The 22,537-nt window shown below is 57.7% G+C and carries 24 protein-coding genes; 9 read left to right on the top strand and 15 right to left on the bottom strand.

From position 1 onward, the window contains the following. Window positions 1–216 precede the first annotated feature (216 nt). The 7 genes from rfbA to J7447_RS05100 form a co-directional block, all read right to left on the bottom strand. On the bottom strand, window positions 217–1,095 hold the full coding sequence (gene rfbA, locus J7447_RS05130) for a glucose-1-phosphate thymidylyltransferase RfbA (RefSeq protein WP_209168982.1): 879 nt from the start codon (window positions 1,093–1,095) through the stop codon (window positions 217–219). Window positions 1,096–1,132: 37 nt separating this feature from the next. Beyond that, window positions 1,133–2,023 carry a dTDP-4-dehydrorhamnose reductase gene (gene rfbD, locus J7447_RS05125; protein ID WP_209168981.1) on the bottom strand — a complete coding sequence of 297 codons (891 nt, stop codon included), beginning with the start codon at window positions 2,021–2,023 and terminating at the stop codon, window positions 1,133–1,135. Continuing rightward, complete coding sequence (gene rfbB, locus J7447_RS05120) at window positions 2,020–3,102, bottom strand: dTDP-glucose 4,6-dehydratase (protein ID WP_209168980.1); 1,083 nt, start codon at window positions 3,100–3,102, stop codon at window positions 2,020–2,022. The genes rfbD and rfbB overlap by 4 nt, the downstream gene beginning before the upstream one ends. Then, window positions 3,099–3,677, bottom strand: coding sequence for a dTDP-4-dehydrorhamnose 3,5-epimerase (gene rfbC, locus J7447_RS05115; protein ID WP_209168979.1), 579 nt, complete (start codon window positions 3,675–3,677; stop codon window positions 3,099–3,101). Before rfbC ends, rfbB begins: the two co-directional genes overlap by 4 nt. Before the next feature lie 162 nt (window positions 3,678–3,839). Further along, window positions 3,840–4,934 (bottom strand): M24 family metallopeptidase, encoded by a 1,095-nt coding sequence (locus J7447_RS05110; RefSeq protein WP_209168978.1) that lies wholly within the window; start codon window positions 4,932–4,934, stop codon window positions 3,840–3,842. Between the two features lie 92 nt (window positions 4,935–5,026). Beyond that, window positions 5,027–6,613, bottom strand: coding sequence for an ABC transporter substrate-binding protein (locus J7447_RS05105; RefSeq protein ID WP_077290250.1), 1,587 nt, complete (start codon window positions 6,611–6,613; stop codon window positions 5,027–5,029). Between the two features lie 24 nt (window positions 6,614–6,637). Beyond that, the gene (locus J7447_RS05100) at window positions 6,638–7,306 is read right to left on the bottom strand and encodes a cupin domain-containing protein (protein WP_209168977.1); all 669 of its coding nucleotides are present in this window, start codon (window positions 7,304–7,306) and stop codon (window positions 6,638–6,640) included. 223 nt (window positions 7,307–7,529) lie between these two features. Here J7447_RS05100 and J7447_RS05095 point away from each other — a divergent pair, with 223 nt between their 5' ends. From J7447_RS05095 to J7447_RS05075, 5 genes are read left to right on the top strand one after another with little or no spacing between them, the layout of a single operon-like run. Then, window positions 7,530–8,606, top strand: a complete 1,077-nt coding sequence (locus J7447_RS05095) for an ABC transporter permease (RefSeq protein ID WP_209168976.1) — start codon at window positions 7,530–7,532, stop codon at window positions 8,604–8,606. After that, window positions 8,603–9,499, top strand: a complete 897-nt coding sequence (locus J7447_RS05090; RefSeq protein WP_023003829.1) for an ABC transporter permease — start codon at window positions 8,603–8,605, stop codon at window positions 9,497–9,499. The genes J7447_RS05095 and J7447_RS05090 overlap by 4 nt, the downstream gene beginning before the upstream one ends. After that, window positions 9,496–10,341 carry an ABC transporter ATP-binding protein gene (locus J7447_RS05085; RefSeq protein WP_055653473.1) on the top strand — a complete coding sequence of 282 codons (846 nt, stop codon included), beginning with the start codon at window positions 9,496–9,498 and terminating at the stop codon, window positions 10,339–10,341. Before J7447_RS05090 ends, J7447_RS05085 begins: the two co-directional genes overlap by 4 nt. Beyond that, window positions 10,338–11,090, top strand: a complete 753-nt coding sequence (locus J7447_RS05080; protein WP_023003827.1) for an ABC transporter ATP-binding protein — start codon at window positions 10,338–10,340, stop codon at window positions 11,088–11,090. The genes J7447_RS05085 and J7447_RS05080 overlap by 4 nt, the downstream gene beginning before the upstream one ends. A gap of 31 nt (window positions 11,091–11,121) precedes the next feature. Then, complete coding sequence (locus J7447_RS05075) at window positions 11,122–11,628, top strand: GAF domain-containing protein (RefSeq protein WP_209168975.1); 507 nt, start codon at window positions 11,122–11,124, stop codon at window positions 11,626–11,628. A gap of 67 nt (window positions 11,629–11,695) precedes the next feature. On the opposite strand, the gene J7447_RS05070 is transcribed toward J7447_RS05075, so the two are convergent. Together J7447_RS05070 and J7447_RS05065 are read right to left on the bottom strand one after the other, a co-directional pair. Then, entirely contained in the window at window positions 11,696–12,769 is a 1,074-nt protein-coding gene (locus J7447_RS05070; protein ID WP_209168974.1) for a DUF389 domain-containing protein, read from the bottom strand. 165 nt (window positions 12,770–12,934) lie between these two features. Then, complete coding sequence (locus J7447_RS05065) at window positions 12,935–13,123, bottom strand: hypothetical protein (RefSeq protein ID WP_031270652.1); 189 nt, start codon at window positions 13,121–13,123, stop codon at window positions 12,935–12,937. Window positions 13,124–13,400: 277 nt separating this feature from the next. Here J7447_RS05065 and J7447_RS05060 point away from each other — a divergent pair, with 277 nt between their 5' ends. The 3 genes from J7447_RS05060 (at window position 13,401) to J7447_RS05050 (ending at window position 17,400) form a co-directional block, all read left to right on the top strand. Then, complete coding sequence (locus J7447_RS05060) at window positions 13,401–14,636, top strand: cytochrome P450 (RefSeq protein ID WP_209168973.1); 1,236 nt, start codon at window positions 13,401–13,403, stop codon at window positions 14,634–14,636. A 78-nt stretch (window positions 14,637–14,714) separates the two neighbouring features. Beyond that, the gene (locus tag J7447_RS05055) at window positions 14,715–15,914 is read left to right on the top strand and encodes a glycerophosphodiester phosphodiesterase family protein (protein WP_209168972.1); all 1,200 of its coding nucleotides are present in this window, start codon (window positions 14,715–14,717) and stop codon (window positions 15,912–15,914) included. Between the two features lie 106 nt (window positions 15,915–16,020). Next, the gene (locus J7447_RS05050) at window positions 16,021–17,400 is read left to right on the top strand and encodes a hypothetical protein (protein ID WP_209168971.1); all 1,380 of its coding nucleotides are present in this window, start codon (window positions 16,021–16,023) and stop codon (window positions 17,398–17,400) included. 15 nt (window positions 17,401–17,415) lie between these two features. Here the strand turns inward: J7447_RS05050 and J7447_RS05045 are convergent, their stop codons facing one another. The 6 genes from J7447_RS05045 to J7447_RS05020 form a co-directional block, all read right to left on the bottom strand. Beyond that, window positions 17,416–18,015, bottom strand: a complete 600-nt coding sequence (locus J7447_RS05045) for a MerR family transcriptional regulator (RefSeq protein ID WP_023003820.1) — start codon at window positions 18,013–18,015, stop codon at window positions 17,416–17,418. 20 nt (window positions 18,016–18,035) lie between these two features. Continuing rightward, a complete protein-coding gene (locus J7447_RS05040; RefSeq protein ID WP_023003819.1) occupies window positions 18,036–18,350 on the bottom strand; it encodes an integration host factor subunit alpha in 315 nt (104 codons plus the stop codon). A 141-nt stretch (window positions 18,351–18,491) separates the two neighbouring features. Further along, window positions 18,492–19,469 (bottom strand): beta-ketoacyl-ACP synthase III, encoded by a 978-nt coding sequence (locus J7447_RS05035; RefSeq protein ID WP_023003818.1) that lies wholly within the window; start codon window positions 19,467–19,469, stop codon window positions 18,492–18,494. Further along, window positions 19,466–20,530, bottom strand: coding sequence for a phosphate acyltransferase PlsX (plsX, locus tag J7447_RS05030; protein WP_023003817.1), 1,065 nt, complete (start codon window positions 20,528–20,530; stop codon window positions 19,466–19,468). Before plsX ends, J7447_RS05035 begins: the two co-directional genes overlap by 4 nt. Window positions 20,531–20,744: 214 nt before the next feature. Further along, complete coding sequence (locus J7447_RS05025) at window positions 20,745–21,317, bottom strand: DUF177 domain-containing protein (RefSeq protein WP_055653457.1); 573 nt, start codon at window positions 21,315–21,317, stop codon at window positions 20,745–20,747. Between the two features lie 55 nt (window positions 21,318–21,372). Then, complete coding sequence (locus J7447_RS05020) at window positions 21,373–21,921, bottom strand: ubiquinol-cytochrome C chaperone family protein (RefSeq protein WP_023003814.1); 549 nt, start codon at window positions 21,919–21,921, stop codon at window positions 21,373–21,375. Between the two features lie 113 nt (window positions 21,922–22,034). Here J7447_RS05020 and bamE point away from each other — a divergent pair, with 113 nt between their 5' ends. Next, window positions 22,035–22,472: an outer membrane protein assembly factor BamE gene (gene bamE, locus J7447_RS05015; protein ID WP_006931570.1), complete on the top strand. Its 438-nt coding sequence runs from the start codon at window positions 22,035–22,037 to the stop codon at window positions 22,470–22,472. The last annotated feature ends 65 nt before the right edge of the window (window positions 22,473–22,537 follow it).

Genomic DNA, 22,537 nt, shown 5'->3' with positions numbered 1-22,537 from the left:
AGATTCTTGCCTTGAATACTTGTAGCGCTGAATACCAGTCGGAATCGGTTTCGGGAACGCTGCCTTTTACCAACGACGTACCACCAGCAAGCAGCTACAAATATTCGTGGCGAGAGAAAAGCTTCGTATAACCTTCGACAGAATTTATTAGCCCGTAAATCAAATAGATTATTATTAGACAAGATTTTCAATTTTCCTCCGCACGGAAAAATTAATTTATGAGTTAGAGTGCCCGGAGACTATTTTTCCCAAGTATTTCCCATATCCGCTGCTGGAATATTCTTCGCTCAGCCGTTCCAGATCATTCACAGTAATCCAACCGTTCTTGAACGCAATTTCTTCCGGAACGGCGATGCGGTGGCCCTGTCTTTTCTCGATGGCCTGCACGAAGGTCGCGGATTCGATGAGACTGTCATGTGTCCCCATGTCGAACCAGGCAAATCCGCGCCCCAGTTGTTCAACATGCAGGTCTCCGCGCTCCAGGTACCGGGCGTTCACATCCGTGATTTCAAGTTCACCGCGCGCACTCGGACGTATATCGGAAGCAATGGCGGCGACGTCCTTGTCATAGAAGTAAAGCCCTGTTACCGCCCAGGAAGACCGGGGCGATTTCGGCTTTTCTTCCACTGCAGCGGGCTTCCCCGACGGGTCGAACGAGATGACACCATATCGTTCCGGCTCCGCCACCTCGTATCCGAACAGGGTCGCTCCGGACTTGCGCGCTGAAGCTCGCGCAAGAATTTCCGTCAGACCATGACCGTAGTAAAGGTTGTCTCCCAGGATCAGCGCACATTCCTGTCCAGCCAGAAACTCCTCTCCGATCAGGAACGCCTGCGCGATGCCGGCCGGTTCAGGTTGAACTGCATAGCTGATGTTGATGCCCCAGCGCGCGCCGTCTTCCAGAAGGCTCTGAAAAGCCATGGCATCGCGTGGAGTTGTGATGATCAGGAGATCTCTTATCCCGGCAAGCATCAGAACACTCAACGGATAGTAGATCATCGGCTTGTCGTAGACAGGCAGCAATTGCTTGGAAATACACCTTGTTACCGGGAAGAGACGCGTTCCGCTTCCGCCCGCCAGCACGATGCCTTTCATTGTCCAACTCCAGTTCCAATTGCTTGCCCGCAAGATATCAGGCGTTTAGATACAGGCGGTCAAGCATGTCGGACAGTGCCACTTGCCAGTCCCTGGCGGAAAGGCCGTGGACACGTGACAGTTTAGAGCAATCAAGCGCCGAGTTCGCCGGCCGATTTGCAAGCGTTGGAAATTCCGACGCCGGAATGCCAATAAGCTGCGGCTGTTTGCACAATCGTTCCCCGGCCAGTTCGAATATCTTGGATGCGAACCCATGCCAGCTCACTTGCCCCTGTCCGGCACAATGAAATGTTCCGTATCCATCCTTCGGAAAATCGCCTTTCAGGACCTGTACGGATAGTTGCAATGCGATTTCAGCCAGGTCAGCGGCATATGTCGGGCATCCTGTCTGGTCAGTGACCACCCGAATTTCATCCTTCTCCCGTGCGAGCCTCAGCATCGTCCGAACAAAGTTCGCACCATGCACACCGTACACCCAGGACGTGCGCAGGATCAGGTGACGTTCTGAGACTGTGCGGACGGCGGCCTCACCGGCCTCCTTGCTTTCGCCATATACGCCTAACGGGCCGACTGTATCTTCTTCCACATAAGGCTGCGACTTTGCCCCGTCGAATACGTAGTCCGTGGAGAAATGTATCAAGACGGCACCACGCCGTTCGGCAACTTCCGCAAGATTGCGGGCTCCGTCGCGGTTGACCGCAAAGGCGGCCTGCCGGTCGGTCTCGGCACGGTCAACTGCAGTGTATGCAGCCGCATTGATGATCAGGTCGGGTGCCAAGTTCTGGACGATTTCCGCCACGGCTTTGCGATCTGTTATGTCGAGTGTCGACCTGTCGAGAGCCACGACATCAAGATCAAGTGCCCGGGCTTGCCGAATGACTTCATAACCGAGTTGGCCATTGGCTCCCGTAAGCAGAACACGGGTCATGGAACACCGGCAGTTGCACTTGAAACACCATTTGCACCAAGTCCCAGCCTGTCACCCCTATATTGACCGCTACGGATCGCCTCCCACCAGCTGCGATTGGCAAGGTACCAGTCCAACGTCTGGCGCAATCCATTTTCGAATGAATATCCGGGTCGCCAGTCGAGTTCGGCAGCGATCCGCGAAATGTCCATCGCATAGCGCGCATCGTGGCCGGGACGGTCTGTCACGAACTCGATCAATTCTCGCCGGGGTTTTCCTCCAGGCACCGCTTCATCCAGCAGATCGCAGATCAAATGGACTACATCGATGTTTCGACGCTCTGCGTCACCGCCGATGTTGTAAACTTGGCCCGGAGTGCCACGCGTCAAGACCAGCCACAACGCATCCGCATGATCTTCGACATGTAGCCAGTCACGGATATTTGCTCCCGCGCCATAGACCGGCAGAGGCTTTTCCTCCAGGCCGTTCAGGATCATCAACGGGATCAGTTTTTCCGGAAACTGGTAAGGCCCGTAATTGTTGGAACAATTGGTGGTGACCACCGGCAATCCATACGTATGGTGCCAAGCCCTGACCAAGTGATCCGACGCCGCCTTTGATGCGGAATAAGGAGAATTCGGCGCGTATGCGGTCGTTTCCTTGAAGGCCCCTGTCGGACCGAGACTGCCATAGACTTCATCGGTGGAAACATGATGAAAGCGAAAGGCTTCCTTTCGAGACACCGGCAAGCCTGACCAATACCCCCTCACCGCCTCCAACAAGGTGTAGGTGCCCACGATATTTGTATCGATAAAGGCAGCCGGGCCATCAATCGACCGGTCGACGTGACTTTCAGCCGCCAGATGCATGACAGCGTCGGGTGCCTCTGCCTCCAGCAGACCGGCCATTGCCTCCCCGTCCCGGATGTCTGCCTGCACGAACCGGTGGCGGTGTTCTTCCATGACTGGCGCCAGTGACGCTAGGTTACCGGCATATGTCAGGGCATCCACGGTGACGACTTCTGCCAGGCCTTGCGACACCAGCTTTCGCACGAGCGCCGAACCGATAAAGCCGGCGCCCCCCGTGACAAGAACTTTCATCGTTCTCTGGCCTCCGGGTACGTGAAACAGCTGGCAGCATCGGCAAGGCGTGGGAGTTTCTGATCCTTTTGCGACAGGATGGCATCGGCTTCGGGTATTCGCCAATCAATGTCCAGATCGGGATCGTTCCACACGATGCCCCGGTCATGCTCCGGAGCATAATAATGCGAGACCTTGTAGAGAACCTCCGTGTGCGCCTCCAGGGTCACCAGCCCGTGGGCAAATCCGATCGGAACCAGGATCTGATCACCGTTTTCCGCGGAAATGACGGACGAGACATGTTTGCCGTAAGTCGGAGACCCTTGCCGCAGATCCACAGCGATATCCAGTATCGCACCGCGCACGACACGCACCAGCTTGTCCTGCGCGAACGGCGGCGTCTGGTAATGCAGACCGCGGACGGTTCCCTTTTCCGCAGAGTAGGCATGATTGTCCTGGACGAAATCGATGTCTATTCCGGCGTCGGAAAGAAGCGCTTTGTTGTAGGTTTCGGAGAAGAAACCACGGCTGTCACCATGCCTCTTCGGCCGGAGAATCTTGACCTCGGGAATGTCCAGTTCAATTACTTCGAGCATGAATCCGTTTCGGGTCTCGCGGTCACGTTTCGTGGCAAGCCCCGCTTCAAGGCAGGTCTTGCCGCGAATCTGTATAAGATTTTCAAGTTCCTTCAAGGGCGAAGGAACCACAATCCGACCTCGTTTCCCAAAACGGCTTCGTGTCCGTTTACTGGAGTACCCTCACCTTACGACCGCCGCACGCGGCAGGTCCGAGAGGATTTCCGCGCCGTCTTTCCGCAAGATGACGATTTCCTCAAGACGCAGGCCGAATTGGCCGGGGAGATAGATGCCGGGTTCGATCGAGAACACCATGCCCTCGTCCAGTACGGTTTCGGAGGTCGCCGTCAAATATGGCGGTTCATGTATGTCTATTCCGAGGCCGTGGCCGGTCCGGTGTGTGAAAAAGTCACCATAGCCCGCATCTGCAATGACATCCCGAGCCGCCTTGTCGATTGATTTTGCCAAGACCCCAGGCTTTGCAGCGGCAAGCGCTGCTTCCACAGCCATGTTGACGATGGCGTGGACCTTCTCAAATTCCGCCGTAGGCGTTCCGAAGAAGCCAACACGGGTCATGTCGGACGGGTATCCCTCGAGACGTCCACCGGTGTCGATCAGCACGGCATCCCCGGCTTTCAGCTGTGTTTCGCCAGTGTGATGATGCGGAAAAGCGCCGTTTCCACCGAAACAGACCGAGGTGAACACCGGGGTCGCGCCTGCCTGCTTGTAAACGTCCCGGATGACGGCAGCGATCTCAAGTTCCGTGATGCCGGGTGTCAGGACGTCGAAGCCCGCCATGGCGGCAGTGTCGTTCAGAACGGCACTGGCTTTAAGACGGCGGTATTCGTCCTCTTCCTTTCGAGCACGCAGGAAGCCGACCGTGTCATCCGTAAACCGGCGAGAAGCCCCCGGAAGCGCGTCCAGCAACAGAAGGGCAAAATCGGCACGCATGGTTTCGTCAATGACGACACTTGGCGATTGAGGAAGTCCGGAGGCTTCCAGCAATGTGGCAAGCGCGGCATCCGGTCCATCGTCGTCACGCCAGGGGAAGAAAGGCAAGTGCGTCTTCTGGCGTGAGCTGTCGACATTGAGCGCCGGCATCAGAAAGCCCGCATGGCTCCTGGAAACCAGAAGCATCACCGGCCGTTCGTCGCCATGGGGGTCGAGACCAGCCAGATACATCATGTGACTGGACGGACCGATGGCCACAAGGTCGGTCCCGGTCGCAGACATCCGCTCGCGCAAAGCGGCAAGGCGCTGATCGGAAAGGGAAGACATTTCAGGAAACTCCGGAGGGGTTGGTCAGTCAGTGTGCTGTGTCAGCAAACAAAAAAGCCGCCCCGGAAACCGGGACGGCCTGGTTTCTGGCGTCAGTTTTTCGTTACCAGACGATAGTAGACGAAGTCGGACGTTGCACCGTTGACGTAACCTTCGACCTTCTGGTCCATCGCGACCTGATAGGCTGCCTGGAACATGATCACGATCGGCGACTTGGCCTGAACTTCCTTCTGCAGTTCGACATACATCCCGTTGCGTTTTTCCGCATCGCTCTCGGCCAAGGCAGCCTTGGTCATGTCGTTCATCTCGGCCGGAACAGCCCAGGCATTCCGCCACGTGGTGGTTGCCTGGTAGTTGTCGTCGGAGTTGTCGCTGTTATAGGCAAAGGCCTTTGCGTTGGAGTGCGGGTCCATGAAGTCCGGGCCCCAATAGAGCAACATCGCTTCATGGCTGCGCTCGCGGTACTTGGTGATAACCTGCGAACCGGTGCCCGGGATGATGTCGAAATTGATCCCGGCTTCGGCAAAGCTTGCCTGCAGCGACTGGGCCATGTCCGTGAACGGGGTGGAGTTGATCACGTCTAGGGTTACCGTGATCGGCGTCTCGATGCCGGCATCCGCCAGGATCTGCTTGGCCTTTTCCGGATCGTAGGTGTAAGGCGTCTCGTCATAGGAGCCCGGGAAGCCCTTCGGCCAGAAAGCCTGATGGATTTCCATCTGGCCCTTCAGGAAGCTGTCGGTCATACCCTTGTAATTGACGAGGTAACGCGCCGCGTCCCACACCGCTTCAGGCTGCAGCACGTCCTTCTTCTGGTTGAAGGACAGGAAGTGGACGGCTGCCTGCGGATAGGTTTCCACCTTGATGGTGTCGCCTTCCATGCCGGCGATCTGGTCCGGCGTCAGATTGCGGGCCATGTCGACATCACCGGACTGCAGCAGCAGTTGCTGGGTTGCGGCTTCGGCCACGTGACGGATGATCACGCCTTCAACCTTCGGCGCGCCCTTGAAGTAGTCGGCATTGGACTTGTAACGCACCAGTTCGCCAGCGCGGTAGGTTTGCAGTTCGAACGGACCGGAACCGGCGGAATTGGCATTGAGCCACTTGTTGCCCATGTCGCCATCTTCCTCGTGCTCCATCACCGTCTTTTCGTCGACGATGGAAGCCGGACGGGCAGCCAGGACGTTGAGGGCGAACGCCGGAGAGAAGTCACCTTCGTATTTGACAACGACCTTGTTGCCGTCGGCCGTGACCATGTCCTCAACATTTTCCGCCGTCCAGCCAAGCTGGGCAAGGATGAAGGCCGGGGTGAGGTTCAGCTTGATGACACGGGCAAAGGAGAACACCACGTCTTCAGCGCGAACCGGATTGCCGGAATGGAACGTCGCACCGTCGCGCAGGGTGAAGGTGATGGTCTTGGCATCAGCGTCAGCCTGCCATTCGGCAGCAAGGCCCGGTGCCAGAACTGTTGGGTCTTCGGCGTCATATTGCACAAGTCGGTCGTAGACATTGGTCACGAGTTCGCCGGAGGAAAACTCGTAAGCCTGGGCAGGATCGATCGCGACGATATCGTCGATGTTCTGCGCCACCACCAGAATGTTGTCCGGTGTCGCGGCACCGGCAGGCATTGCCATCGGCATTGCCAGGGCGGCCGCCAGAAGCGCGGTCCTTAAAAGTTTCATTTCTTCGTCTCCGTCTGTCAGGGGTTAGGATTTGTTCTTGTTTTTGGCGCGGCTCGGCTTCACCGCGTTCTTGTCAGGCGACACCAGCTCGATGCGGCTGGTTTTCTCGTCGCCGGCGTTGAAAATCGTGAGGGTGCCGGTCCACAGAATCTTTGCCGGAGCATCGTTCGGGTTTGACCAGGCATGCGGGGTGTTGCCCCGATAATGCAGGCTGTCGCCAGCTGTCATCACCATCGCCTCGCCGTCGAGGTACTGGGTGATGGACCCTTCCAGGATGTAGATCAGCTCCTCGCCCTCGTGGCTCACCGTTTCCGAGGCATATCCCGTTGGCACGGTAAGAATGAACGAAGAAAGCTGATTGCCTGGAAACTCGGTTGCCAGCCGCTCATAGCTTACGGCGGAACCGGAAATGGAGAAATTGGGCCGCGTGGCGGCACGGGTCAGTGCATCCTGGGCCCGTGGCTGGGCCACGAAATAATCCAGCCCGACGCCGAGTGCCCGGGCGATTCCCGCCAGAGATCCGAGTGTCGGTGTCGCGTGATCGCGCTCAACCTGACTGAGATACCCGACCGAGAGGTTCGAAGCGTCGCTCAGCTGTTGCAGGGTGAACCCCAGCTGCCGGCGCCGCGCACGGATCAGCGCGCCAACCTTTGTATCGACATCGGAAGCGGCACGTGCTGTCGAACTGCTCAAAGATTTTTACTCCCATCAAAATTTTTTTGATGTAACCAGATTTTTTTGTATGCTCCAAGAACTTTTTTAGACAGCTTTGAAAAAAGCGCATTACGAGCGCTTTCTGAAAGCTGTTTAAAAACAATAACCTGAAGACTCTAATTCAGAAAATGAGTCATACGAGTGTGGAGAACGGACTTGAAGAATCCGGTTGAACAGGGAACGGCAACAGGCCGCTACCGGCATGTCTTTTGAGCCTTCCGAGAGCGTAACCGACGCACGAGAGGGCCTGTTGACGAGCCAACTGCTGGGCAGTGCGGCGGCGCTGTTGCGCTTCTGTCTTGTAACGGCCGGAACGTTCCTTGGCCTGCTTGCAATTACGTTTTTCATCGGCCGCGTGGTGCCGATCGATCCGGTTCTGGCAGTAGTCGGAGACAGGGCCTCGAACGAAGTCTATGAAGCTGCCCGTCAGGCGATGGGGCTGGACAGGCCACTGGTCATCCAGTTTTTCTCCTACGTGGGCGACGTCTTCACCGGCAATCTCGGCATGTCGATTTCCACCGGTCGGCCAGTCGCTGAAGACCTGGGGCGGTTCTTCCCTGCCACCCTGGAAATGGCCACGATCGGCATCCTGATCGGCGTGCTGCTCGGCGTACCTATGGGCGTATTGGCCGCCACCCGCCAGGGAACCTGGATCGATCAATTGATCCGCGTCCTCGGCCTTCTCGGCTATTCCGTCCCCGCGTTCTGGCTTGGGCTGGTTGGTCTTGCGGTCTTCTACGCCGGCCTCGGCTGGGTTGCCGGTCCCGGCCGTATCGACATCTTCTACGACGGCATTGTTGATCCCTTAACCGGGCTTTACCTGATCGACAGTGTTGTCGCAGGCGAATGGGACATCTTCTGGAACGCGCTCGATCACCTCATGCTGCCGGCATCGATCCTCGGTTTCTTCAGCCTTGCCTACATCGCCCGCATGACCCGGTCGTTCATGCTGGATCAGCTTGGACACGAGTATGTGACGACCGCGCGGGTGAAAGGTGTGCCCGAGCGCCGTGTCATCTGGCGCCACGCGTTCTACCCGATCCGTATCCAGCTGATCACCGTGATCGGCCTGTCCTATGCCGCTCTTCTGGAAGGCTCCGTGATGATCGAGACCGTGTTCTCCTGGCCCGGTATCGGCAACTACCTGACCAGTGCCCTTCTCAATGCCGACATGAACGCCGTGCTGGGCGCGACGCTCGTCATCGGCGCCGTGTTCATCCTCATCAACAAGATTTCCGATGTGCTCTACCGCATTCTCGATCCGAGGGCCCGCAAATGATCGACTGGCTTCTCGACGATAGCCCCGCCTCGCGCCTGCAGGCCAATCTAGGCCGCGCCTGGCGTGTCTTTGCAGCGCTCCTGCGCAATCCGCTTGCCGTGGTGGGCGGCTTCATCATCCTGGTCCTGATCGTGATGGCGATCTTTGCTCCGCTGATCGCCCCTTACTCTCCCATCGGCCAGGATCTCGCAAACCGCCTGATGCCGCCGTCCGCGGCCCACTGGATGGGCACCGACGAGCTTGGCCGGGACATCTACTCCCGCGTTGTCTACGGTGCGCGCATCACGCTGATGATCGTCACCATGGTGGCCGTCATCGCCGCTCCAATCGGCCTCATCGTCGGTGCGGTCTCCGGATATTTCGGCGGCTGGACCGATCGGGTGCTGATGGGCGTGACGGATATCTTCCTGTCCATGCCGAAGCTGATCCTCGCGCTTGCCTTTGTGGCAGCCCTCGGACCCGGCATCGAGAATGCCATCATCGCCATTGCGATCACCGCCTGGCCTGCCTATGCGCGTATCGCCCGAGCGGAAACGATTACCTTCCGCGATGCAGAGTTCATCGCGGCGGTGCGCCTGCAAGGCGCGTCTTCCGCCCGCGTTATCCTCCGTCACGTTCTGCCGCTTTGCGCTTCTTCCACGATCATTCGCGTGACGCTGGATATGGCCGGCATCATCCTGACGGCCGCCGGTCTCGGCTTTCTCGGTCTCGGCGCCCAGCCGCCTCTGCCGGAATGGGGGGCGATGATCTCGCGCGGACGGAATTTCATTCTCGACCAGTGGTGGGTCGCCACCATGCCGGGCTTTGCCATCATCCTGGTGAGCCTCGGTTTCTGTTTCCTCGGTGACGGCCTGCGCGACGTGCTCGATCCCAAGCAGGGAGACAAGCAATGAGCGCCCCGCTTCTCGAGGTTGACGGCCTCACTGTCACCTTCCCGACGGCCCGCGGCCCGGTCGATGTCGTCAAGGGTATTTCGTTCACGCTTGGGCGGGAACGGCTCGGAATTGTCGGCGAATCCGGTTCCGGAAAATCCATGACCGGCCGGTCGATCCTGCGCCTGATCCGGAAACCCGGAAAGGTCACCGCCCGGCGCATGACCTTCGACGGCATGGACCTCCTCCGCCGAAGTGAACGCCAGATGCGCGATCTGCGCGGCGCCCGCATTTCCATGGTCATGCAGGACCCCAAATTCTCGCTCAACCCGGTGATGACCGTAGGCGAGCAGATTGCCGAAGCCCTCGTCACCCACAAGAAGCTGCCACGCCGGGAGCTGAAGGAACGGGTGCTTGCCATGCTGGAAGCTGTGCGCATCAACGATCCGGCACGGGTTGCGGGTCTTTATCCGCACGAAGTTTCCGGCGGCATGGGCCAGCGTATCATGATCGCCATGATGCTGATCCCGGAACCTGATCTCCTGATCGCAGATGAACCAACCTCCGCGCTTGATGTTTCCGTGCAGGCACAGGTCCTGGACATTATCGACGATCTGGTCACCGGCAAGGGCATGGGTCTGATCCTGATCAGTCATGACCTCAACCTGGTGTCCCGCTACTGCGACCGCATCCTGGTGATGAATAGCGGCGAGATCGTCGAACAGTGCAAGGCGAGCGATCTGCACAACGCGCAGCATCCCTACACTCGTGGCCTGATTGCCGCGATGCCGCGCATGAATGAAGACCGTGATGAGCTGCCCGTTCTCGACCGCAGTACCTGGACCACGGGAGCCGGAACATGACCGACGCCGCCATCCATCTTGAAAACCTCACCATCAGCTATGGCGACACGGCTGTTGTTCACGACGTCACCTTCGATGTTGCTGAAGGGGAAAGTTTTGCGCTGGTCGGGGAATCCGGTTCAGGCAAATCGACAATCCTGAAGGCAATCTCCGGACTGGCCCCGGACTGGACCGGCACCATTGCCGTTGAAGGAAAACCTCGCGGACATTCACCGGACAGGACCTTTGCCGAAACCTGCCAAATGGTGTTTCAGGACCCTTACGGCTCGCTTCATCCACGCAAGACCATAGATACCTGCCTTGCAGAGCCGCTCGCCATTCATGGTATTGGCGGTCGGGACGGCCGAGTGAAAGACATGCTTGCCGCCGTCGGTCTGGACCAGCGATTCCGCTTCCGCTTTCCGCATCAGCTTTCCGGTGGTCAGCGCCAACGAGTGGCGATCGCCCGCGCGTTGATGCTGGAACCGCGCGTTCTACTGCTGGACGAGCCGACATCCGCACTGGACGTTTCGGTACAGGCGGAAATCCTGAACCTTCTGAAAAAGCTGCGACGGGAACAGGGGCTGACCTATCTTATGGTCACGCATAACCTTCCGGTTGTCTCGTTCCTGTGCGACCGCCTGGCTGTCATGCGCTATGGCCGCGTGGTGGAAATTGCCGGTGTCGACGCTCTCAAGTCGGGTCAGCTCTCAGATCCTTATTCCCGCGAACTCTATGCCGCCAGCGGCGGCATCTTGCACCCTGCCTAACGTCAACCAGAATTGCTCGAGATTTCGATACATGACCGATTTCACCGGCCCTTTGGCCACGTTTGACCATGCCCTTTCCAACGCGATCACACCGGATGCGTCTTTTGATGCTCTTCTGAAGCTGACGCAGGAAACCATTGGCGTGAAGCTGTTCACGTTCATGACAGCCGACATGAATACCGAGCTGGCGCAGCGCTCCTACACTTCGCATCCGGAAGATTACCCGGTCTCCGGAACCAAACCGATCACTTATGACCGCTGGTTTGAAACCGTACACAAGGACCGGAAAAGCTTTGTCGCAAACACGCTTGCCGATATTGCGACCGTCTTTCCCGATTACGAACTGATAGGCCGACTTGGCTGCGGCTCCGTCATCAACCTGCCCGTTGTTCTCGGCGATACGCTGGTTGGTACAGTCAACATGCTTCACGAAGAACATCACTACACGCCGGAACGCGTCGCTCAGGCACAGGCCTGGCTCTCGGTTCCGGCCAAGGCTGCCTATCTGGCAAGCCAGTCGCTGTCGACCGCCTCCTAGGACGGAATAGTACACGCAGTCTCTCGTAACCCCGCCGCTCTGGCGGGGTTTGTTTTTGCATGACCTGTCAGTCCTCTCTGACGGTATCGACAGAAGGAGCTACATCGATCGTTTCCGTGGCGAGATCCAGAAGCCAGGCAATGCGTGTCTGGTATCTGACGACCACCTTGTAATCCTCTCCCAAAACTTCACGGGCGGCCTCTCTGAACGGATGTTCCTTCATCGCGGCTGGCAGAAAATCGTCGAGTGAGCCGATCTTGTACTGCGCGTCCGATGGCAAATCGAGAAGTACCCAGATTTCCGCAATCCTGGTGCGGGCGTGAACGTCGACCCTTATGATCTCGACAGGCGTGTCCCCTGCCCACTCCTTGGTGCGCTGTGCCAGAACGGCCTCTGTCCCGGTTTCGATGTAGCGCAGGTAGGTTGCCGCCAGAAGCTGGACCAGAACGACCGACAGGAAGGCAAGCGTGACCGTCATGCCGAGCGTGAACTTGACGCCCCGATGCGCTTTGCGGAAGAGCCGCTCCCGTGGGCCCAGGATGATGTAGACCAGGCTTGCAGAGAAGATGATCGCCCCGAAATTGGTGGCAAAGAGCAATGTGGCCTCATAGGCCGCCTCCTGTTCTCCGAAGTACAACAGGATCCCTGCTGCCGCGAGCGGCGGAACCAGGGACACGCCGATGGCCGCTCCAGGCAAAAGGCTGATTTCCGATTTCCTGATCTGCACATAGGCACCGGCAATGCCCGCGGCGAGCGCAACGACCATGTCTTCCGCCCCGGGATTGCTCCGGCTGAGGACTTCATCCGGCAGCAGCAGCGTTGAAGGCGCATCCGCTATCCAGACAATCAGCCACGAGATCACGATGCTGCAGCCGGCGGCGATCCAGACAGTCAGCATCAGGACGAGCGCCCTGCCAACCCATCCCATCACGATCGATGAGGCGATGCCCAGGATGGGGGTCATAAGCGGGGCCACCAGCATGGCCGCAATCACGACAGCACCGGAATTTCGCAACAGTCCCATCGTCGCGATGATCACGGCAAGCGACAGCAGCAAAGCGAATTTGCGCCAATAGGCCGCCTTGTTGGCGCCCTCGAACCTCAGAATTTCCTTGGTGGTGGAGAACTGACTGATGGACATGAAACAGCTGCTCCGGACATTATATCGTCCGAGTATGCTTCACGTAGCGTCATTCGTCATCTTAATTGCAACGACTTGGTTCACAATCTTCGATAGGCACAAGACCAAATTCCGGAGAAACATGTCTTCCGCCAGAAATGGCGCAATCCAGTCAACAGCTTACCGTCAGGCTGCAGCCTTTTTCGCGCGCTCGATCTTGCCGATGAACTCGGAAAGCCAGGCGATTTCCTTCAGGTAGACTTCCATGGAGAGCGAGGCAAGTTCCATGAGGAGGGCTTGCGGATTGGGGTTGTCCAAGCCCGTCTCCCGCAAGAAGGTCTGGTACTCGTCACTGAAAGCCTTTGGCACACGCATTTCGGCCTCACGCACTCACGGTTCTGCTGGTCTGTGCAAGCAGGCCTTCCAGCCCGCGTTTAGGAATTGTTAAGATTTCCGAACCTCTGCCGATATCGTCAGAAATGTCATTTCCTCACAATCCCCAAGAGCTGAAGGCCTGGCTTGGGATAACTCGCCCAAACACGTCAAAAATGGCCCATAGCTCCCGCTTTTCGCTTGCACTTGGCCAGCCAAATCTTCGACCCTGCCAAGAATCACAATTCTACCCCATCCAACCCGACCTCAAGAGCCCTTCATGAGCCCGTCCACAGACCTTTCCTTCGCGCCTTTGTCCGATGCCTTTGCACAAGACCCCTACCCGTTCTACGCCGCACTGCGTGACCGCAAGGGTCTGACTTACTTCGAGGATTTCGATATCTGGCTGGCAGCGAAATTCGATGACGTTTCGGAAATCGTGCAGAACGGCAAGATGGTGCGATCCATGGACCACATCGCGAGCGCGGAAGAAATCGCGGACATGAAACGCGCCCAAAACTGGCATGACATGCCGCATCATTCCCGGTTCGTGCAGTTCTCTCTGCTGGACAGCGACGGGGACATTCACGACCGGCTGCGCAAGCAGGTGTTCAGACTGTTCACGCCAGTGATGGTCGGCAAGTTGCGCGATGACATACAGGCCTATGTCGACCGCCTTTTCGACAGTCTGTCAGACCGCACCGAAATCGACTTTATCGAAGATCTGGCCGCCCATGTTCCAGGTCACATCATCGGCCGCGTTCTGGGCGTTCCCGATGAGGACTGCCCGCAACTGCGCATCTGGTCGGAAAACATTGTTCAGTATTTCGACATCGACCGGACGAATGAGCGCAAGGAACTGGCTGAACGCAACACGACAGAATTCTATCACTACCTGCAAACGCTTAAAGCAAAGCGCGAACGCGCACCGCAGGACGACCTTCTATCGCTCATGATCGAAGCTGAACGGGCCGGCCAGATGAACGAGGACGAATTCATCTCGACCGCCATGCTGATCCTGATGGCCGGTCACGGTTCAACCATCGACGTTCTCGGCAGTGGCATGCATGCGCTGCTGAAGTTTCCGAATGAGCTGCAGCGTCTGCGCGAAGATCCGTCACTGATGAAAACGGCCGTGCAGGAAATGTTCCGCTATGAATCTCCCTTGCCGTTCTTCCACCGCTATTCAACCGAGGACATGACGGTTTGCGGCGACGCGTATCCGCGTGGGACGAAGTTCGGCGTCCTCTATGGAGCAGCCAACCGCGACCCGGCCCAATTTCCCGACGCTGACCGCTTCGATGTTGGCAGAACGCCGAATTGGCACATTGCCTTTGGCCGGGGCGCACATTTCTGCCTCGGCAACCATCTTGCACGTCTGGACATGGACATCATCTTTTCAACACTGCTGAAAAGGTTCAGCACGATTGAGCTGGTTGACAACAACGTCACCTACAAGCGTGGCCTGTCCGTGAGAGGCCCGGAAGCACTCAGACTTGCCTGGCAACCCGCCTAGTTGCAGCTATTGCACTTGCTCCCGGCATGCGTGCCGCTAATTATTGCCCTTCTTGCCACGAAAGCCATTGGATACCTCATGCACCTCAAACAAGTTGCTCTTTGCCTGACCGGGCTGTGTGCCGTCTTGCCTGCACAAGCAGGCACTGTCGAGCTTGGGCCCCGCCCCGCCTACCTTGTGTCCCAGATGACTGACGGCCCGCTGAAGGACACCTTGGAAGCCTGCATCGGCAAGCCGGCAAAACGCACCCTGTTTTCCATCAGCCATCGTGGCGCCCCATTGCAGTTTCCAGAACACACGGAGGAAGGCTACCGGGCTGCGGCACTCATGGGAGCGGGCATCCTGGAATGCGACGTCACCTTTACCAAGGACAAGGAACTGGTGTGCCGGCATTCCCAGAACGATCTGCACACGACCACAAACATTCTGACGACCGATCTCGCCGGTAAATGCACCACGGGCTTCACTCCGGCCTCGGGTGAGACCCCGGCTGCGGCCGAATGCCGGACGAGTGATCTGACCCTGGCTGAGTTCTCGTCTTTGCAGGGCAAGATGGACAGTGCAGACAAAACGGCAACAACGCCTGAAGCTTACCAGAATGGAACCGCGCCCTGGCGCACGGATCTCTACGCGGGCACGGGAACGCTGCTGACACACGACGCCTCGATCCGCCTTTTCAAGGACCTCGGCGTGAAATTCACTCCGGAGTTGAAGGCCCCTGAAGTCGAGATGCCTTTTGATGGCTTTACCCAGGCCGACTATGCCCAGAAACTGATTGACGAATACAAGGCGGCAGGCATTCCGGCAGAAGACGTCTACCCGCAATCCTTCAACCTTGATGACGTTCTCTACTGGATCGAAAACGAACCGGACTTCGGCAAGCAGGCAGTCTTCCTTGAAAGCCGCCGCGATGTTGATCCCATGGATCCGGAAACATTCTCCCCTTCCATGACCGAACTGAAGGACATGGGCGTCAACTACCTCGCACCGCCGCTGTTTGTCCTTCTTGCTGAGGAAGACGGCAAGATCGTTCCCTCGGCTTATGCGATTGCAGCAAAGGAAGCCGGTATCGAGCTGATTGCCTGGACGCTTGAAAGGTCGGGACCGCTGTCGTCCGGCGGCGGCTGGTATTATCAGACCGTCAACGATGCCATCGACGGCGACGGCAAGCTTTATGAGGTTGTGGATGTTCTGGCGCGCCAGGTTGGCGTCAAGGGCATCTTTTCGGACTGGCCGGCAACCACGAGCTTTTATGCGTCCTGCCTCGGACTGGAGTGACGTGCAGGAACCGGTTTTGGCAACCAAGTTGAGAGGCGATAAGGCCTTTTTCACCAAAGTTGCCTAACCTCCCGCATCATTCCGCAAATCAGGTGTGGTCTTACCGTTGAAAACGCATCCGCTTCCAAGCGTCGATTCCCAGATCCTCTACAAGCGCTATCAGCCGCTTGACGGAGACGCGATCATGGCTGTCATTGTAGCTGTCGCGGAAAAGGTGGGCGTTCCGCGCAGCGCTTGCCAGCTGTTGAACACGTCAGACGACGTCAACAAGCGTTTTCTGTGCGGCAAGTTCCATGTTCTTGTCACACAGACAGGCCTCTTCGAACACACGCCGCTGATAGATGCTGCGCTTGAAACGATCTATGCCCGGACCGCTTTTCCGGAAGCGGCCGACCTTTTGAACGAGATTGCGGCCTGCACGCAGATTTCGGTCCGAAAAAGCCTCATCCCCACGGATTCGCTGCCAGAGAACCTGAAGACACTTTCCGGAGTGGAAAGTCTGGCTTTCTGCGAGGCTGAGGAAACCTTGCAAGCCATGGAGATCGCAAGGTTGATCACGGCGATCATCGTGGAAAGATCCCGGCCGGACGCCGTCTTTTGGGCTCCAAGCAGCTTCATGCTGAAGCCGGATGCCTTCTCGGCGCTGGCTCGCGCCTCAAACCACGACGACCTGTACCTCTTGCCCAATCCTTACGGACAACAGGTTCCCGAAACCGGCGAGCAATTGATCGGCATGATGGGGATCGGCTCCCAGTGGCTAACCGGGTACAGGGTGGAGGTGCTGCCTTGCAGGTTGCCGCCAGAGTACCTTGCCGAGATCCTCGTCGCGTTTTCAAAGTTCACGAACAAGAGTAGTCGCCTGATCGATGATGGAGACGTTTTTGGCCGTGAGGAGAACGAAAAGATCCAGGTAATCTACCATGAGGAAGACGATGACGGGTTGGGTACGATTGAACTCAAGGTCGTCCACAATCCCAAATTCGGTATCCTCCGTGAAGATGTGCCGACAAAATACGTTCGCTACGATGAAGACCTGAATGAAACCGGGAACTATACGGACGGGAACAAGGATGCAGAGCTGGATCCGCACGACCCCGTGGACGCAGCCATCCTGGAACGTTTACAGGAGCTGAAAGAAGAGCCTTCCTCTCAAGAGCTTCCAGACGTTCGGAGCGAGGAGGATTTCGAACAGGAGATGTCGGCACTGGACCGGCCAGACCAGCCAGCTACACCAGCTTACCCTGAAACTGCTACACCCGTTTCACCGTCAACCGCATCGCAAGTTCATCAGACGATCGCCACCGCAGCCCGACGGCTGGATGACACCCGCATTGCCGGAAAGACTTCCCCGTCATCAAAAAGGATGTCGGTTGCCGAATTGCGAGACTTCGTCAAGCAGGCTCAGGTTTCGAACGAAACTTCGGAAAAGGCCGGCAAAAAACCTGGCTTCCTGGCGAAACTTTTCAAACGCAAGGCAGACCAGTAAGGCGAGGTATGAAGGTCAGCGCGCCTGATCCAGCGTTCGCTTGCATTCCAGCAACTCAAAGAGGGTTGCCTGCAGGCGGCGGATATCCTCCTTCGTCACGGACGAATGGGACCCTGTGCCCTGAGCCGGTTTCTCACCGCGCAGGCGACCAAGAATACTGAAATGCCCATGACCCTGGGCTGGTGCCGGTTCCGGTGCATTGTCCGCCAGAACGCCGCTTGGCAACGGGCCGTTATGGATTTCATGCTGGCCATTTTGGGAAATCATCGCAGGGGCAGGCGCAGGCTCCGCCTGTGCAGGTTCTGCAGTGGCAACGGCCTGCAGGGCCGACATGTCTTCATGCCGGATCTGCATGACGAAGCGTGGCCCCTGCTCTTTCAGGATCCGCTGTACACCCTTGATCGTGTAGCCTTCACCGTAGAGCAGATGACGGATGCCCTTCAGAAGCTCGACATCGTCCGGCCGGTAGTACCGGCGACCTCCCCCACGCTTCAGCGGCTTGATCTGCGAGAAGCGTGTTTCCCAGAACCGCAGCACGTGCTGCGGCAGGTCAAGATCTTCTGCGACTTCGCTGATAGTACGAAAGGCGTCGGGGCTTTTTTCCTGCGAGCTCATCCGGTCTTATAATTTTCTGGCTATTTGCTGGCCTGTCCTGTCAGCGCATCATTGATCCGCTGTTTCAATACGTTAGACGGTTTGAACACCATCACCCGGCGCGGTGAAATAGGTACTTCCTCGCCGGTCTTCGGATTGCGGCCGATGCGCTCCCCCTTGGAGCGGACCACGAAAGACCCGAAGCTTGATAATTTTACTGATTCTCCGGTCACAAGACAGTCGGAAATTTCAGAAAGTACGCGTTCGACCAATTCAGAAGACTCGGTCCGGGACAGACCAACTTTCTGATAAACGGCCTCACACAGATCAGCGCGGGTAATAGTCCGATTGCCCATAACCCCTCCTCAACGACGCCATCATCTGGCTGATTTTGCACAAGAACTCCGATGCAAGGCCATACGGTACGGCCTTGCGGCGAGCCGGTCAACCGGAACTCTTGGTGGAAATCAGATTTGTCGTAGGAAGTTAGACAGGACTTACCAGCGCAGCAGAACGGAGCCCCAGGTGAATCCGCCCCCCATTGCTTCCAGCATCACGAGATCGTTCTTTTTGACACGTCCGTCCCTGACGGCCGTATCCAGCGCAAGCGGAATGGACGCGGCAGAGGTGTTGCCGTGATGCTGGACCGTGGTCACGACCTTCTCGGGAGCGATACCGAGTTTCTTGGCGCTGGCATCGATAATGCGCTTGTTGGCCTGATGCGGAATGAACCAGTCGAGATCTTCCGATGTGGTGCCCGTTGCCTTGTAGGCATCTTCAATCACGTCGGTGATCATGCCGACCGCATGCTTGTAAACTTCACGGCCTTCCATCCGGAGATGCCCAACGGTACCGGTCGAGGACGGTCCACCGTCGACGAAGAGCTTTTCCTTGTGTCGGCCGTCGGAGCGAAGGTGCGATGTGAGAACACCCCGGTCGGCGGTCGTGCCTTCGCCTTCCGAAGCTTCCACCACGACAGCGCCAGCGCCGTCGCCGAAGAGAACGCAGGTCGTCCGGTCGGTCCAGTCCAGAATGCGTGAGAACGTCTCTGCACCGATAACCAGGCAGCGCTTCGCCAAGCCTGCCCGAATATAGGCATCGGCCGTCGTCAGGGCATAGACAAAGCCCGAGCAAACGGCGTGCACATCGAATGCGGCACCGTGATAGATGCCCAGGTTGGCCTGGACGGTGACAGCCGTTGCCGGAAAGGTGTTGTCTGGTGTGGCGGTCGCCAGAATGATGGTGTCGATCTCCTGAGCATCCCGGCCGGCGCTTTCCAGCGCGCGCTTGGCAGCTTCCAGAGCAAGGTCCGAGGTCATCTGGCCTTCGGCTGCAACATGGCGCTGCTGGATGCCGGTGCGCTGTACGATCCATTCATCAGACGTGTCGACCATCTTGGAGAGATCGTCGTTGGTCAGGATTTTTTCCGGCAGGAAACTTCCGCAGCCGGTTACGGTCGAACGGATTACGCTCACAAATCACCTTCCGATGTCGGCGCGGCTTCTGCGAAGCGGCCACGATGATAATGCACAAGATCCTGGGCGATCTTGTGTGTCAGTTCGTTTTTGACCATGTCGTAGGCAAGGTCGATCGCCGAGGCATAGCCTTCAGCATCCGTCCCGCCGTGACTTTTGATCACAATGCCATTCAGTCCCAGGAACACGCCGCCGTTGACCTTGCGCGGATCCATTTTCTCGCGCAGAAGATCAAAGGCGCCTTTGGCGAAGAGATAGCCGATTTTGGACATAAAGGTCCGATTCATGGCCGAACGCAAGTAACTGCCGATCTGCTTGGCCGTGCCTTCCGCGGTTTTGAGCGCAATGTTACCGGCAAAGCCTTCGGTCACGACGACATCGACAGTGCCTTTTCCAAGGTCGTCACCCTCGACGAAACCGGCGTAATGCAGCGAGCGCAGCGGCGTTTCGCGCAGAAGCCGGCCGGCGGTGCGAACCTCTTCCAGTCCCTTGACCTCTTCCACGCCGATGTTCAGCAGGCCGACGCTCGGCTTCTGGACACCGAACAGGGCCCGCGCCATGGCGCCACCGAGAATGGCGAAATCGATAAGCTGCTGTGCGTCGGCGCCAATCGTTGCACCGACATCAAGCACCACGGACTCACCGCGCATGGTCGGCCAGATGGCCGCGATCGCCGGACGTTCGATATTGGCCATTGTCCGCAGGCAGAACTTGGACATGGCCATGAGCGCGCCCGTGTTGCCGGCAGAGACCGCAACGGATGCATCGCCTGTCTTTACCGCCTCGATGGACCGCCACATGGACGAGCGCCAGCGGCCCTGACGCAGTGCCTGACTGGGCTTGGTGTCCATCGCAATGGAGACATCGCAATGATGGAACGTCGAAGCATCGCGAACCCTTGGATACTTTTCCAGGAGCGGCAGCACGACCTTTTCATTGCCGAACAGCAGGAAACGGATGTCAGGATGGCGGACAAGTGCAATTTCCGCCCCGGGAATGACGACGTCAGCCCCATGATCGCCGCCCATGGCATCCAGAGAAATCGGAATAGTTTTCGCCATCTAGAAGGTCTTTTGACGTTTCGCTACCAAGAACAGCACCGAGTGGTGCTTCCAGACAAAGTCCTGCAGGTCCGGCAAGGGCCTAGAACGGGCGCGAACATAACGGTTTTGGCAAGACTGACAACCGTTTTCCTGATCGCGGAGAGTTCTGACGTTGAAAACCTGCATGAAGACCCAGTCCAAATCGTTCCGGCACCTGTGAATACAATGGATATCAGTTATCCGGCTGTTCCTTGAGTGCCTTCAAGGCGGCGAAGGGGGACGGTTTGGCCTCGGGCTCTTCATCGACGCTGTCGTCGTCGCCATCTCCACCCTCGAACTCCACTCCCGGCTTGCGGGGGAACGGGTCGAGCGTAAGTGCAAGTTCCTCGCAGATCACGGCACCAAGGTCGAGAACACCGTCCAGAATGACATCGGGCGGGTCGAGGGTTTCCAGGTCGATTTCAATCTCGCCGTCCTCATTGAGATCGCTGACCTTGCGCGGCCGGCTGGACTGGGGCTCGAAGGTGCGATCGACATCGATCTTCAGCTGGCTTTCGAAAGGTTCCAGCGACACCACACAGGTCTGTTCCAGCGTTGCCGTCAGCGGGCCGACGACACGCAGTCCCGCCTTGCGATACGGTTTCAGAAGAAAATCCGCCTTGAGGTCGCGAATACCATCGAGCTCATAGGTCTTTGCTATGGCCTTGAGCGCGGCTTCGTCCGGACTGACAGTGACGCGTTCGTCCTTGTCGACAACGCGGGCGGCGTTGACCTTGTACGAATAGGGGAAAGTTTCTTTTGTCATTTTTGTTTTTACCTTGGCACCTTTGTCGCGGCCTCTTGCACCGCCGGCTAGGCTCTCAGACCGGCAATGCCTTGAATTTTTCAGGGTCGGACCAGACGATGCTCCCGTTCATCAGTGCTTCCACCGTCTGCCCCTCGAGGCTTTCGGCAGCTTCCAGCATATAGTACGCCAAACGCTTCTGTGCGACCGGCTCCGGTGCATCCGGATAGATGTTGCGGCCGAGCGCCTCTGCCAGCTCCTCAACGTTTTTTGATTCAATCGCCGGAATATAGGCATCGGCACGACCATAAAAGGCTTCGCCCATGACTTTCACCTTCTTGGGCACGCGCGTGTCGCTGACACCCATTTCACGCAGCGATGCATCCATGTCCAGAAAGAACAGGTCAAAGACGTTCTGCGTAAACTCCGAGACCGACTTCCCCTCCCCGCGCATCCGGCGGAAATACAGCACTGCATGGGCCACGATCATGTCAAAACGGCCGTCGACACTATCGGGCACGTGAAAGTCGGTGTAAAAGACTGGCTGCCGTGCTTGAGCCACGATTTCACAATAGACCTTGTGCTCGGCATCGCGGGTCCGACGGCGGAACAGGCCAAACAGCATGGCATCTCCTTTTAAGTCAGGTGTTGCCTTGTGCCCTATCCCACGATAGTGACTTTGCCAAGCAACGAAATTCAAGAGCAGCCAGACCGGTCTGGCGAAACGGGAATTCTTAGATGAACTTCAAGGCAAGCGCCCTGATCCTTCCGCTTCTGGTCACCTTACCGCTCGGCGGCTGTTTTACCTCCACCTATACGCACGGGCACGTGATCACCAGCGACATGCTGAACCAGGTTCAGGTCGGCTCCAGCCGCGAACAGGTTGAGCTGGTCCTGGGAACCCCGTCGACTACGTCCAGCCTCAACGGCGATGCCTACTATTACATCTCGCAGAAAACCGCCACGACCGCCTTCATGGCTCCAGATATCGTCGAGCAGCGCGTCGTCGCGGTTTACTTCGACAAGGACGGCTACGTCCAGGACCTCGGCAACTACTCGCTTGAAGACGGCAAGATCGTCGACATCGTCACCCGCAAGACCCGTACGGGCGGTGCCGACTATGGCTTCCTGACGCAGATCCTGCGCGGTGCGACCAACCCGAGCCTTGGTCTCTGAGGCAAAAGCCACAACCCAATGCAAAAAGCCCCGGCCATCGGCCGGGGCTTTCTTTTTCCGGGGCG

The sequence above is a fragment of the Labrenzia sp. R5_0 genome (genome assembly GCF_017743835.1).
Lineage (GTDB): Bacteria > Pseudomonadota > Alphaproteobacteria > Rhizobiales > Stappiaceae > Roseibium > Roseibium algicola.
This window is presented reverse-complemented; position numbering and strand designations above follow the sequence as displayed.

Excerpts from the sequence above, each read along its gene's own strand:
- rfbA (WP_209168982.1), bottom strand. The coding sequence starts at position 1,095 with ATGAAAGGCATCGTGCTGGCGGGCGGAAGCGGAACGCGTCTCTTCCCG.
- rfbD (WP_209168981.1), bottom strand. The coding sequence starts at position 2,023 with ATGACCCGTGTTCTGCTTACGGGAGCCAATGGCCAACTCGGTTATGAA.
- rfbB (WP_209168980.1), bottom strand. The coding sequence starts at position 3,102 with ATGAAAGTTCTTGTCACGGGGGGCGCCGGCTTTATCGGTTCGGCGCTC.
- rfbC (WP_209168979.1), bottom strand. The coding sequence starts at position 3,677 with ATGCTCGAAGTAATTGAACTGGACATTCCCGAGGTCAAGATTCTCCGG.
- J7447_RS05110 (WP_209168978.1), bottom strand. The coding sequence starts at position 4,934 with ATGTCTTCCCTTTCCGATCAGCGCCTTGCCGCTTTGCGCGAGCGGATG.
- J7447_RS05105 (WP_077290250.1), bottom strand. The coding sequence starts at position 6,613 with ATGAAACTTTTAAGGACCGCGCTTCTGGCGGCCGCCCTGGCAATGCCG.
- J7447_RS05095 (WP_209168976.1), top strand. The coding sequence starts at position 7,530 with ATGTCTTTTGAGCCTTCCGAGAGCGTAACCGACGCACGAGAGGGCCTG.
- J7447_RS05090 (WP_023003829.1), top strand. The coding sequence starts at position 8,603 with ATGATCGACTGGCTTCTCGACGATAGCCCCGCCTCGCGCCTGCAGGCC.
- J7447_RS05085 (WP_055653473.1), top strand. The coding sequence starts at position 9,496 with ATGAGCGCCCCGCTTCTCGAGGTTGACGGCCTCACTGTCACCTTCCCG.
- J7447_RS05080 (WP_023003827.1), top strand. The coding sequence starts at position 10,338 with ATGACCGACGCCGCCATCCATCTTGAAAACCTCACCATCAGCTATGGC.
- J7447_RS05075 (WP_209168975.1), top strand. The coding sequence starts at position 11,122 with ATGACCGATTTCACCGGCCCTTTGGCCACGTTTGACCATGCCCTTTCC.
- J7447_RS05070 (WP_209168974.1), bottom strand. The coding sequence starts at position 12,769 with ATGTCCATCAGTCAGTTCTCCACCACCAAGGAAATTCTGAGGTTCGAG.
- J7447_RS05065 (WP_031270652.1), bottom strand. The coding sequence starts at position 13,123 with ATGCGTGTGCCAAAGGCTTTCAGTGACGAGTACCAGACCTTCTTGCGG.
- J7447_RS05060 (WP_209168973.1), top strand. The coding sequence starts at position 13,401 with ATGAGCCCGTCCACAGACCTTTCCTTCGCGCCTTTGTCCGATGCCTTT.
- J7447_RS05055 (WP_209168972.1), top strand. The coding sequence starts at position 14,715 with ATGCACCTCAAACAAGTTGCTCTTTGCCTGACCGGGCTGTGTGCCGTC.
- J7447_RS05045 (WP_023003820.1), bottom strand. The coding sequence starts at position 18,015 with ATGAGCTCGCAGGAAAAAAGCCCCGACGCCTTTCGTACTATCAGCGAA.
- J7447_RS05040 (WP_023003819.1), bottom strand. The coding sequence starts at position 18,350 with ATGGGCAATCGGACTATTACCCGCGCTGATCTGTGTGAGGCCGTTTAT.
- plsX (WP_023003817.1), bottom strand. The coding sequence starts at position 20,530 with ATGGCGAAAACTATTCCGATTTCTCTGGATGCCATGGGCGGCGATCAT.
- J7447_RS05025 (WP_055653457.1), bottom strand. The coding sequence starts at position 21,317 with ATGACAAAAGAAACTTTCCCCTATTCGTACAAGGTCAACGCCGCCCGC.
- J7447_RS05020 (WP_023003814.1), bottom strand. The coding sequence starts at position 21,921 with ATGCTGTTTGGCCTGTTCCGCCGTCGGACCCGCGATGCCGAGCACAAG.
- bamE (WP_006931570.1), top strand. The coding sequence starts at position 22,035 with ATGAACTTCAAGGCAAGCGCCCTGATCCTTCCGCTTCTGGTCACCTTA.